Here is an 11,474-nt window from a genome sequence, read left to right on the forward strand (position 1 = left end):
AAAGTGGGCGATAAGGAAGAAGAGGTGGCGAGAGATGCAAGCGGAACTGGTAGCCGTGCCCCGCGAGGAGAAGGGGAAAGAGGCGGCGAAACGGATGCGACATGCTGGGCGGATACCGGCCGTCCTCTACGGTCACGGGTTCGATCCCATGCTCATATCCCTCGATGAGAGGTCGTTCAAATCGCTGCTCCGGCACGAGAAGGGACTGCACGGACTCCTCGGCCTCAAGGTCGAGGGAGACGCGGGGGACCCCCATACCGTGGTGTTAAAGGAGCTGCAGCGCGATCCCATCAAGGACCACATCCTGCATGTGGATTTTCAGAAGATACGCGGCGACGAGGAACTCCACGCCGAAGTGGCGCTGCACTTCACGGGAGAGCCGGCCGGGGTCAAGGCAGGGGGGATCATGCAGCATTACCTCTACGAGGTGACGGTAGCCTGCCTGCCCAGGGACCTGCCCGAGGTCATCGAGGTCGACGTGTCCGGCCTCAAACTCAAAGAGAACCTTAGGGTGAGCGACCTTCCCTCCATGGAGGGGATAAGGTATATCAACAACCCCGATGAGATTGTCGCGGCGGTCACCCCCAAGCGCGTACGCGAGGAGGCAAGGGTCGTGGAGGAGCTCTTCGTGGAAGGCGAGGCCGCGCCCGCGGAGGGGGCGGCGGAGGCTCCGGCGGCAGCCGCGGAGGGCGAAGCCGCTCCCGGCGGAGAGCCGGAATAACCTGCATTCGAAGTCGGTCTCACAGGGGCGGGAAAACCGCCCCTGTGTTTATGGGGAGGCTGTATGTTCCTGATCCTGGGCCTGGGAAACCCGGGAGAGCATTACCGCAGGACGCGGCATAACGCCGGCTTCTGGGCGGTGGAGGAGCTTTCGCGCAAGCACGGCGTGGCCCTCAAGCCCAAAAAGGGCTACGACCTCGCGGAGGTCAAGTTCTATACCGAGGACGTCTACCTGGCCCGTCCCCTCACTTATATGAACCTCAGCGGCAAGGCGGCCCGCAAGCTGCGCCGCAAACTGAAGGTGGAGCCGGCCTCCATCCTGGTCATCCACGACGACATCGACCTCAGGGAGGGCACCATCCGCATCAGGAAGGGCGGCTCCTCCGGCGGCCACCTGGGCGTGCAGTCCCTCATCGAGAACCTCGGTACGCAGGATTTCCCGCGTATCCGGGTGGGAGTGGGCCGTCCCCCGCAGGGCATGGACCCCGCCAAGTACGTACTCGCCGAGATGAAGGGCCCCGGCCTGGACGATTTTCTCTCCTGGTGCGAGAAAGCGGCGGCGGCTGCCGAGGCCGTGGTCATGGACGGCCTGGAGACCGCCATGAACCTCTACAACTGAGCACTCTTCGGGCGCTCTTGGAGATCAACGCGGGATTGCCGACCGCGAATGCTTTCCCGGCTTTGTCGGGGTTCCCATATCCGTCTTCTCGATTATCTATTCCTTCTTCCTCATAGAAGACACGTCCGTCCTTATCGCCAACGACGTATCAAGCATTATGTGACATAACCCTCCTCCGTGACGTCAAACCGGATGAAGGATGAGGCTCGTGGGCTTGTTTAGAGGAATAAGCCCGCCGTTGAGAGAAGAAACGACGGAGATGAAAGCTAACAGGATCGTGATCCCGATGGTGGCGCTGCTTTTCGCGGTGGTCCTGGCCCTGCCGGGTTGCGGCAACTCCGAGGCCAAGTCCAAGGTGGAAGAAGCCGTGGGGGTGATCGCGGCGACCCGGTCCGTTCAAGACGACCTCATGAGCCTGAACCAGCGCCTCAACGCCCTGGGCACGCGCTCCTCCAACGTGGAGGACACCATCGCCGAGGGCAAGTCCCTGGTGGAGATAGCCCTCATGGACCTGGACGAGCTGGAGACCGACTACGCCCGGGCCAGGGACATCCTGCGGGAGGTCGAGTCCATGGACGGGGCCGGGGATTATGCGGAGTACGCCAGGCTCGCGCTGGCGGCACTGGAGACGGAGAGCGAGGCCCTGGCGGTAAACCGCCTGCTGCTCACCTCCGTCTGGGACATGCTGGACGTCCTGCCCATGGCCGAGAGCCAGGAGCAGCTCTCCTACTACGTGGAGGAGATCGACAGCCTCACCACCGAGGTGAACGACCTGCTGCAGCAGGGGGCGGCCGAGGCGGCCGAGGCCGACCGCTATTACCGGGAGGAAGGCCTGTGAAAAAGGCGCCGGCACTCGTCCTGGTGCTGCTGCTGGCGCTGGCCGCCGCCGCCGGCTGCGGCTCCAGCGCCCGCGAATACGCCAGGGAGGCGCGGTCGAGCTACATCTCCGCGCGGGCCGTGCTGGTGGGCGTCGAGAAGTTCCCCTCTCAGATGGAGGAGCTGCTGCGCTCCACGGGCATCAGCGCGGTGGAGGAAGACGCCGACGCCCTCATCGACGAGGCCCGCGACCTGCTGCCCACCGCCTCCTCCGCCTTCCTCTCCGCTAAGCAGGCCGCGGAGCTCCTCGGCGCGGAAGACAGCGAGAAGTTCAACCCTTACGCCGACCGGCTGCTGCAGCTCTGCGGCCTCAACGAGCAGCTCATCAGCGCCTACTCGGAGTTCATCGCGGCCTCCAGCTCGGTGCTGCAGGGCCTGCCCTATGCCGAGGACCCCACCGCGCTCATGCCCACCCTCGACTACCTCGACGAGCTGAGCCGGGGCATCCAGGAGCTGGGCGCCAGCATCGAGGTGCTGGAGGAGGAGACCGAGGCGCTCTACCGGCAGATAACGCGGTGACCCGGCCCTTGGGGCCTCGAATCGATGGATGAGACCGACCTCTACGGCATGTTGTCGCCGCCGAAGAGTTCGCTCACCGACTCGTCCTTGAAGACGCTGGCGATGGTGTTGGCGAAGATGGAGGCTATGGAGAGCACCTCCACCTTACCGCTCAGGCGCTCCGCGGGGATGGGCAGGGTGTTGGTCACCACCACCTTTTTCAGGGGGCTCGCGTCCAGCCGTTCCCTGGCCGGCCCGGAGAAGATGCCGTGGGTTGCGCAGGCGTAGACCTCCCTGGCGCCGTTCCTGATCAAAGCTTCCGAGGACGCCGCCAGGGTGCCGGCGGTGTCGATCATGTCGTCCACCAGCACGGCGGTCTTTCCTTCCACCTCGCCGATGACGTGCAGCACCTCGGCCTGGTTGTGGCCCGGCCGGCGTTTGTGGAGTATGGCCATGGGCACGCCCAGTTGGTCGGTGTACTTGTTGGCCATCTTCACGCGCCCGGCATCGGGGGAGACGATGACCAGGTCCGGGAAGTCCTGGCGCGAGATATAGGAGGCCAGCAGGGGCACGGCGGTGAGGTGGTCCATGGGACCGGAGAAGAAACCCTGTATCTGGCCGGCGTGCAGGTCCATGGTGAGGATGCGGTCCGCTCCGGCCACGGCGAGTACGTCCGCCATGAGCCTCGCGGTGATGGGCTCCCTGGCCAGGGTCTTCTTGTCCTGGCGCGAGTAGCCGTAATAGGGGACCACCGCGGAGATGCGCTTGGCCGAGGCCCTCTCCAGGGCGTCGATCATGATCAGCAGCTCCATGATGTTGTCGTTGATGGGCTCGGAGCAGGTCTGGACGACGAAGGCGTCGCAGCCGCGCACGCTCTCCTCGAACCTGACGTATAGTTCGCCGTTGCTGAAGGTCTTGAGGTCCACCTTGCCCAGACCTATGCCCAGGTGGCCGGCGATCTGTCGCCCCAGTTCGGGATATGACCTCCCGCTGAAGATCATCAGCTTCTTGCGCGTTACCTCCTTCAAGGCCGCTCCTCCTCCTTCTTTCCGCCCCTCTTCCTGTATTCCGGGATGTTCTTCTGCTGGTTGCGTTCCACCCCCAGCCCGCCGGGCGGGACGTCCCTGGAAATGGTCGAGCCCGCGCCGGTCACCGCCCCCCTGCCTATGCGCACCGGGGCCACGAACATGGTATCGGACCCGATGAAGGCCTCGTCCTCGATGACGGTGCGGTGCTTGCTCACGCCGTCATAATTGCAGGTGATGCTGCCCGCCCCGACGTTCACGCCCTCGCCGATCTCCGCGTCGCCCATGTAGCTGAGGTGCGGCACCTTGCTCCCCCTGCCCACCACCGTCTTCTTCGTCTCCACGAAGGTGCCCGCCTTGGAGCCGGCGCGGAAGACGCTGCCCGGGCGCAGGCTGGCATAGGGGCCCACTTCCACCCCGTCCTCCAGCTCGCATTCCCGCACCGTGGCCTGCTCGACCGTGACCCCTCTGCCAAGGCGCGAATCGACGATGCGCGTGTTGGGGCCGATGACGCAACCCTCCCCCACCGCCGTGGTCCCCTCCAGCATCACCAGGGGACGCAGGACGGTATCCCTGCCGATGGTCACCTCGCCGCCGATGAAGGTGGTCGCGGGGTCCTCCATGGTCACCCCCTCGGTCATCCAGCGGCGGTTGATGCGCTGCCGCATCACCGCCTCGGCCTGGGCCAGGTGCTCGCGTGAATTGACCCCCAGGGCCTCCGAGGCATCCGGGGTGATATGGGCGGAGATGGCCTTCCCGGCCTGCGCCAGCAGCGTGATGGCATCGGTGAGGAAGTACTCTCCCTTGGCGTTGGCGGTGCCCAGTTCCGGCAGGACCTTTTTCAGCTCCTGCCAGCGGAAGACGTAGGTCGAGGTGTTGACCTCCCTGGTCTCTCTCTGCGCGGGGCTGGCCTCTACCTCTTCCACAATGCCTTTTACCTGGCCTTTTTCGTCGCGCACTATCCTGCCGTAACCGGTGGGGTCGTCGAGGACCGTGGTGAGGACGGTCGCCGCCGCGCCTCCGGAGCTGTGGCTCTCGCACAGCTCGCGCAGGGTGGATGGGGTGAGCAACGGCGAGTCGGCGGTCACTACCAGCAGCTCATCGGCGCTGATGTCGGGGGCGGCCACCATGACCGCGTGCCCCGTTCCCTTTCTCTCCTCCTGCACCACACAGGCGGCCCGCTCGCAGACCTCGCCCTGTACCTCGTCGGCACCCCTGCCCACCACCACCAGGATATCGCCGATATGCCCCGTATCCCTGGCCTGCTCAAGGGCATCCAGGACCCACGAGAGCATGGGGCGGCCGCAGACATGGTGCATGACCTTGGGCCTGTCCGATTTCATGCGGGTACCTTCTCCCGCCGCCAGCACCAGCGCCGTGCGCCTCATCTTCTCTCCTTACACCGCCTCGCTGAACAGGGAATCCAGCAAGTCACGCGCCTGGATCAGCCGGGTCCGCGCCGCCATCCGGCTGGATGCTCCCGACGGCATTATTGTATAGGACTGGTAGTGACAGTCCAACTCGGGGATAAAAAAAGAGGGCCCGGGGCCCTCGGTCAGCTGGCTGGGGCGGTAGGATTCGAACCTACGATAGCGGCTCCAAAGGCCGCTGCCTTACCACTTGGCGACGCCCCAGAGAAGAGGCACGCTTATCGCCCTAATCCTCTTGGAGCGGCTCGCTCTCTCCCCTTTTGACCTTGAAGAACTCTCGCAGGACCGCTTCCTGGATCTTCTCCCGCGTCTCCGAGTTCAGGGGGTGAGCGATGTCTTTAAAATCTCCGTTTGGGAGCTTCCGGGAGGGCATTGCCACGAAATATCCGCGGTCTCCGTCCACAACACGCAGATCGTGGATGACGAAGCAGTCGTCTAGGATGATGCTGGCGATTCCTTTGACCATGTTCATGTCGATCTCACGTACGGTTACCCTTGTGATCTCCAAGACTTGTGTCCCCCCTAAGTAGCTCGTTCGTCCCAATTTAACCGACAGGAAACTTGTTAATATATTATGCCCCTCAAGCTCCGTTTTCAAGCCGTTTGTCTGGTTTGCTAAACGTTTTCTGTAAACTATGTTCGCCGCGGGGGTTTAAATAGTGGCCTACACCCTTGCGGCGCGGCGGCGGGCCCGGCCCGGGACGGCTTCCCGCGCAGCGGAACGGCCTCCCGCCGTCCCGCCGGGGTCCGCTCCGGGACGATCTGGAACATGTTGAAGTGGCGGCGAACGTGGTAGAATCCACTCTGCCAGCAGAACGGCCACTGCGGCCCGGCGCCGCCCGGACCCGGGGGCTCAGTGTGTATGAGACCGCATGGAAGGACGGAAAGGAGAGTGTGATGGCAGGATTGAAAGGGGCCGCGACCGAGAAGAACCTGCTGACCGCCTTTGCCGGGGAGTCGCAGGCCAGGAACAGGTACAGCTTCTACGCCAGCAAGGCCAAGAAGGAAGGGTTTGTCCAGATCTCGCTGGCCTTCGAGGAGACCGCCAGCCAGGAGAAGGAGCATGCCAAGCGCCTCTTCAAGTTCCTCGAGGGAGGCGACGTGGAGGTGCGGGCGGCATTCCCCGCGGGCGTCATCGGGACCACCGCCGAGAACCTCAAGGCGGCGGCGGCCGGGGAGAACTACGAATGGACCGAGATGTACCCGGACTTCGCCAAGGTGGCGCGCGAGGAAGGCCTGGAGGAGGTCGCGAAGGTCTTCGAATCCATCGCGGTGGCCGAGAAACAGCACGAGAAACGCTACCTCGGGATGCTTGCGAATGTCGAGAACGGGACCGTCTTCAAGAAGGACAAGCCCGTCGTGTGGCGCTGCCTGAACTGCGGCTATCTCCATGAGGGCACCGAGGCTCTCGAGGAATGCCCGGCCTGCGCCCACCCGCGGGACCATTTCGAGCTGCTCTCGGAGAACTGGTAGCGCTTCACGGCTTGGGTGAGGCCAGTCAGCCCGCGCGGCTGACGCCGGAGGGGCGGAACCTGGTGCTGATAACCATGGGGGCGTACCTTCTCATCTCCGCCTCCAGGTCCGCCAGCCGTCCCTCGCCGGCGGGCAAGATGAAAACGGTGGGGCCGCTGCCGCTCACCAGGGCCCCGGCCGCACCCGCCCGCTCCGCCGCCCGCAGCAGCGATCCCACCTCCGGCATGAGCCCGCAGGCCGCGGGCTGCAGCGAGTTGTGCAGGAGGGAAGCGATGGCTCCGGCGTCGCCGCGGTGCAGCGCCGTGATGAGGTCCGCGGGACCGGGGACTGGCGGGTCTTCCCCACCCACTTCGTCGAAACGCCGGTAGACCTCGGCCGTGGAAAGTCCCCTGCCCGGGTTGGCCAACAGCACCGGCAGGGGCGGGGCCTGGGGAAGCGCGGTTATGCGCTCGCCCCTCCCCTCCCCTAGGGCGGTCCCCCCCACCAGGAAGAAGGGGACGTCCATACCCAGGGTCGAGGCCACCTGTAGCAGCTCCTCCCTGCCCAAGGCCTCGCCTGCGATGAAATTGAGCACGCGCAGCACCGCCGCCGCGTCCGAGCTCCCGCCACCCAGGCCGGCCGCCTGCGGGATGGCCTTGGTGAGGGCGATCCTGATGCCCATGCGCAGCCCCGTCGCGGCCAGGAAGGCGGCGGCGGCGCGGAGGCAGAGGTTGTCCTCCCCCGGGGGGGCGTCGCCTTCCACCTCCAGGTGCAGGCCCGACCCGCCGTCGGTCACCTCCACGGCCAGCAGGTCGCAGACCTCCACCGTTTGCAGCACCGTGCGTACGGGATGGTAGCCGTCCGGGCGCGCGGGGCCCACCTCGAGGTAGAGGTTGATCTTGGCCGGTGCCTCTATGACCACCCTGCTGCGCACCCTTCCTCCTCTCCGCGACCACTTCCGCCTCCATCTTACCAGCCCACGGCACGCTTGGGTCGAGGCCGAGGAGAGGCCGGGCCGATTTCCGGGCGTGACCCCTCGGCCTTGATCCGTAAAAGCATGGCCCGGTGCGGCATAATAGAGATGAACCGGTTGTATCAGCCGATAGCCTTGCGGGAGATTCGTTATGGGTGAACTTGCCAGGCCAAGCGTGGTGGCGGAGATCCTGGAGCGACACGGGCTGCGCCTCACACGCGCCCTGGGCCAGCACTTCCTGGTGGACGGCAACGTCCTCGCCCGCCTGGTGGACGCCGCCGCTCTCAACGAAAGGGACACGGTGCTGGAGATAGGTCCCGGCATCGGTACCCTCACCGAGGAACTGTGCGCCCGCGCCGGCCGGGTGGTGGCGGTTGAGATGGACAGGCGCCTCCTCTCCGTCCTGGACGAGACCCTCGGTCCCCGGACCAACCTGGAGGTGGTCGCGGGAGACGCCATGCACGTGGACCTGCCCGGCCTGTTCGCCGCCGGCGAGCCCGTGAAAGTGGTCTCCAACCTGCCCTACAACGTCGCCACCCCGCTCATCCTGCGCCTGCTGCGTGAACTCCCCCAGGCCACCGGCATGGTGGTCACGGTGCAGCGCGAACTCGCGGAGCGTTACATCGCGCAGCCCGGCCGCCCCGCCTACGGCGGCGTGTCGGTGAAGATGCGGCTGCTCGGCGAGGTGCGGCGACTGGCCTGGGTCCCCCCCACCGTGTTTCTCCCCCCGCCGCGGGTGGAATCGGCGGTGCTGCGAATCGACAGAAGAGGCGGGGAGGCTTCCCGGGTGGATATCGACTCCTTCTTCCGCTTCGTGGACGCCGCCTTCTCCGCCCGCAGGAAGATGCTGGTAAACTCGCTCGGCGGCGGGCGCACCCCCTATTGCGCGCGCGCCTCCGTCGCGGGGGCGCTGCTGGACGCGGGCCTGCCGCCGGGCACCCGGGCGGAGGAGCTCTCCTGCGAGCAGCTCCTGGAGATGTTCCGCCGGCTGTGAGCGGGCAAGCCCGGGCCAAGGGCGGTTCGTGCCCGGCGCGCCATCAAGCCACGGGTGACCGGTCGCTGACCGGGCATGAGTAAGGGCGGGAACGGCGCCCGCCCTTCAGGTATCGATGCGGAACGGAACCCTTACCCCCCTGTCCCGATCCGTCCCGGCTCGTGTCGTTTTCCTCTCGAGGCTACTTGCGCTTGATCTCGTTGATGCACTTCTGGCAGATGCGGCTGCCCTTGACCGTCTTTATCTTGTCGGGGTTGTTGCATATGATGCACCCCGGCTGATACTTCATCAGCACGATCTTCTCGCCGTCGACGAATATCTCTATGGGGTCGCGCTCCTTGATGTCCAGAGTGCGGCGCAGCTCCATGGGGATGACTATCCGTCCGAGCTCGTCGATTTTCCTTACGATTCCGGTCGCTTTCATGTGTAGCCCACCCTTTCTGGTTTGTCGGCCCGGTCTTATCTGTCCCGAAGCCTCTCGTTCTCCTTGACAATGCAGGGATATTCCAGGGATATAATTATATGTACATCGCGCGAAGGGTGTCAATAATATTCCTGTAATATTTTTACATGGAAAGGAAAAAATGGACAAAGCCTACTACGTGACCACGCCCATATATTACGTCAACGACCTGCCCCATATCGGCACCGCCTACACCACCGTGGTGGCCGACACCCTGGCGCGCTACCACCGCCTCAAGGGCGAGCGCGTATTCTTCCTCACCGGCGTCGACGAGCACGGCCAGCACGTGGCGCGCGCCGCGGAGCGCAACAACGTCACCCCCCAGGAGTGGGCCGACCGTATGGTGACCCATTTCACCGAGGTGTGGGAGAGACTGAACATCAGCAACGATTTCTTCATCCGCACCACCTCGCCCCGTCACGCCGCGGTGGCGCGAAAGTTCATCCAGGACCTCTACGACAAGGGCGACATCTACCTCGACACCTACGAGGGCTGGTACTGCGTGCCCGACGAGTCCTTCTGGCTCCCCTCGCAACTGGAGGGCGGCAAGTGCCCCCAGTGCGGGCGCGAGGTGGAGATGGTGCAGGAGGACAACTATTTCTTCCGCCTCTCCGCCTATGCCGGGCGCCTGCTCGAGCACATCGAGGCCAACCCGGACTTCGTGCAGCCGGAGATGCGCCGTAACGAGGTGACCAGCTTCATCAAGCAGGGGCTCACCGACCAGAGCATCAGCCGCAAGACCCTCACCTGGGGCATCCCGCTCCCCTTCGACGAGGACCAGGTGATGTACGTGTGGTTCGACGCCCTGCTCAACTACGTCAGCGCCATCGACTACGGCATCGACGAGGCGCGCTTCGGCGGCACCTGGCCCGCCGACGTCCACCTCATCGGTAAGGAGATCCTGCGCTTCCACGCCATCATCTGGCCGGCCATGCTCATGGCCGCCGGCCTCCCCCTCCCCCGCCAGGTCTTCGCCCACGGCTGGCTCACGGTGGAGGGCGAGAAGATGTCCAAATCCAAGGGCAACGCCATCAGCCCCTTCGAGCTCATCGACGAGTACGGCGTCGACGCTTACCGTTATTACTTCCTGCGCGAGTTCTCCTTCGGGTATGACGGCAACTTCTCGCGCGAGAACATGACCGGGCGATACAACTCCGACCTCGCCAACGCGCTGGGGAACATGGTCAGCCGGGTGTTGGCCATGGTCGAGCGCTACCGCGGCGGCGTGGTGCCCGAGGCCCAACCGGGAGACGGGGCAGACGTGGATGTGCGCCTCAAGGAGGCGGCGGAGCGGGTCTTCTCAGAGGTGGATGATCAGATGCGGAAACTGGCCTTCAACGAGGCCCTGCAGGCCGCCTGGAATTACCTGGGAGCCGTCAACCGCTACGTGGACGAGACCGCCGCCTGGGACCTGGCCAAGGACCCCGCCCTGGCAGGGCGCCTGGACACCGTGCTCTACAACGCGGTGGAGGCGGTGCGCCTCACCGCGCTGCTGGTCCTGCCGTCCATGCCCGCGACGGGAGAGGGCATCTGGAAGCGCCTGGGCTTTACGGACTCCGTCCACCTGCACCACCTTCCCGCCGCTGGCGCGTGGGGGCTCTTCCCCGCCGGGCAGAAGGTGGCCAAGGGCGAGGCCCTCTTCCCCCGCATCGAGACGAAGAAGTGAGGCCCTTGGACCTCATCGACACCCACGCCCACCTCGACCTCCTGGAGGGCGACCTGGCACAGGTCCTGCGACGGGCGGAGGACGCCGGCGTCACGGGCGTGGTCACCATCGGCATCGACGTGAAGTCCAGCCGCCGCGCCGTAGAGCTGGCGCACGCCTTCCCCCAGGTGCGGGCGGTGGTGGGCATGCACCCCCACGACGCCGCCGACCTCGACGCGGCGGCCCTGCGCGAGCTGCGCCGCCTGGCCGGAGATGCGCGCGTGGTGGGCATCGGCGAGACCGGCCTCGACTTCTACCGCAACCTCTCGCCCCGCTACGAGCAGGAGCGGGCCTTCCGTTCCCTGCTGGACCTGGCGCGCGAGACGTCCCTGCCGGTGGTGGTGCACGACCGCGAGGCCCATGCCGACGCCCTGCGCATCCTCGGCGAGTACGTGCCCTTCGACGGCCGCCTGGTCATGCACTGCTTCTCCGGCGACCTGGAGATGGCCCGCGCCGTCCTGGACATGGGGGGGTACGTCTCGGTGGCCGGGCCGGTCACCTTCCATAATGCCCGCAAGCTGCAAGACGTCGTGCGCGAGCTTCCCCTCGAGCGCCTGCTCATCGAGACCGACTGCCCCTTCCTCTCGCCCCACCCCTTCCGCGGCAAGCCCAACTCGCCCGAGCGGCTGGTGCTCATCGCGGAGAAGGTGGCCGAGCTGAAGGGGATCAGCGCAGAGGAACTTCATCTCCCCGACCCGTTCCCCCTGCGCGCGGGCTGA

The 11,474-nt window shown here is 65.6% G+C and carries 13 protein-coding genes and 1 tRNA gene; 8 read left to right on the forward strand and 6 right to left on the reverse strand.

The annotated features are described in order from the left end of the window. Window positions 1-34: 34 nt before the first annotated feature. From AB1384_05140 to AB1384_05155, 4 genes are all read left to right on the forward strand, one after another. Window positions 35-721: a 50S ribosomal protein L25 gene (locus AB1384_05140; protein ID MEW6553652.1), complete on the forward strand. Its 687-nt coding sequence runs from the start codon at window positions 35-37 to the stop codon at window positions 719-721. 63 nt (window positions 722-784) lie between these two features. Continuing rightward, a complete protein-coding gene (gene pth, locus AB1384_05145) occupies window positions 785-1,339 on the forward strand; it encodes an aminoacyl-tRNA hydrolase (GenBank protein MEW6553653.1) in 555 nt (184 codons plus the stop codon). Between the two features lie 259 nt (window positions 1,340-1,598). Beyond that, window positions 1,599-2,177 carry a hypothetical protein gene (locus AB1384_05150; protein ID MEW6553654.1) on the forward strand — a complete coding sequence of 193 codons (579 nt, stop codon included), beginning with the start codon at window positions 1,599-1,601 and terminating at the stop codon, window positions 2,175-2,177. Then, the gene (locus AB1384_05155; protein MEW6553655.1) at window positions 2,174-2,734 is read left to right on the forward strand and encodes a hypothetical protein; all 561 of its coding nucleotides are present in this window, start codon (window positions 2,174-2,176) and stop codon (window positions 2,732-2,734) included. The genes AB1384_05150 and AB1384_05155 overlap by 4 nt, the downstream gene beginning before the upstream one ends. 41 nt (window positions 2,735-2,775) lie before the next feature. Here AB1384_05155 and AB1384_05160 read toward each other — a convergent pair whose 3' ends face one another. The 4 genes from AB1384_05160 to spoVG form a co-directional block, all read right to left on the reverse strand. Then, window positions 2,776-3,741: a ribose-phosphate diphosphokinase gene (locus tag AB1384_05160; GenBank protein MEW6553656.1), complete on the reverse strand. Its 966-nt coding sequence runs from the start codon at window positions 3,739-3,741 to the stop codon at window positions 2,776-2,778. Further along, entirely contained in the window at window positions 3,738-5,126 is a 1,389-nt protein-coding gene (glmU, locus tag AB1384_05165) for a bifunctional UDP-N-acetylglucosamine diphosphorylase/glucosamine-1-phosphate N-acetyltransferase GlmU (GenBank protein MEW6553657.1), read from the reverse strand. The genes AB1384_05160 and glmU overlap by 4 nt, the downstream gene beginning before the upstream one ends. 172 nt (window positions 5,127-5,298) lie before the next feature. Beyond that, window positions 5,299-5,372: transfer RNA gene (locus tag AB1384_05170), tRNA-Gln, on the reverse strand. Between the two features lie 22 nt (window positions 5,373-5,394). Continuing rightward, window positions 5,395-5,676 carry a septation regulator SpoVG gene (gene spoVG / locus AB1384_05175; protein MEW6553658.1) on the reverse strand — a complete coding sequence of 94 codons (282 nt, stop codon included), beginning with the start codon at window positions 5,674-5,676 and terminating at the stop codon, window positions 5,395-5,397. A 389-nt stretch (window positions 5,677-6,065) separates the two neighbouring features. Here spoVG and rbr point away from each other — a divergent pair, with 389 nt between their 5' ends. Then, entirely contained in the window at window positions 6,066-6,641 is a 576-nt protein-coding gene (rbr, locus tag AB1384_05180) for a rubrerythrin (GenBank protein MEW6553659.1), read from the forward strand. A gap of 25 nt (window positions 6,642-6,666) precedes the next feature. Here the strand turns inward: rbr and ispE are convergent, their stop codons facing one another. Continuing rightward, on the reverse strand, window positions 6,667-7,554 hold the full coding sequence (ispE, locus tag AB1384_05185) for a 4-(cytidine 5'-diphospho)-2-C-methyl-D-erythritol kinase (protein ID MEW6553660.1): 888 nt from the start codon (window positions 7,552-7,554) through the stop codon (window positions 6,667-6,669). Between the two features lie 190 nt (window positions 7,555-7,744). Between ispE and rsmA the strand changes: the two genes are divergently transcribed. Continuing rightward, window positions 7,745-8,587, forward strand: coding sequence for a 16S rRNA (adenine(1518)-N(6)/adenine(1519)-N(6))-dimethyltransferase RsmA (rsmA, locus tag AB1384_05190; protein MEW6553661.1), 843 nt, complete (start codon window positions 7,745-7,747; stop codon window positions 8,585-8,587). 181 nt (window positions 8,588-8,768) lie between these two features. On the opposite strand, the gene AB1384_05195 is transcribed toward rsmA, so the two are convergent. Beyond that, window positions 8,769-9,011: an AbrB/MazE/SpoVT family DNA-binding domain-containing protein gene (locus tag AB1384_05195; protein ID MEW6553662.1), complete on the reverse strand. Its 243-nt coding sequence runs from the start codon at window positions 9,009-9,011 to the stop codon at window positions 8,769-8,771. Between the two features lie 160 nt (window positions 9,012-9,171). Between AB1384_05195 and metG the strand changes: the two genes are divergently transcribed. Together metG and AB1384_05205 are read left to right on the forward strand one after the other, a co-directional pair. Beyond that, the gene (gene metG / locus AB1384_05200) at window positions 9,172-10,716 is read left to right on the forward strand and encodes a methionine--tRNA ligase (protein MEW6553663.1); all 1,545 of its coding nucleotides are present in this window, start codon (window positions 9,172-9,174) and stop codon (window positions 10,714-10,716) included. A gap of 5 nt (window positions 10,717-10,721) precedes the next feature. Continuing rightward, window positions 10,722-11,474, forward strand: coding sequence for a TatD family hydrolase (locus AB1384_05205; protein ID MEW6553664.1), 753 nt, complete (start codon window positions 10,722-10,724; stop codon window positions 11,472-11,474).

It is taken from the genome of Actinomycetota bacterium, from assembly GCA_040757835.1.
Lineage (GTDB): Bacteria > Actinomycetota > Geothermincolia > Geothermincolales > RBG-13-55-18 > SURF-21.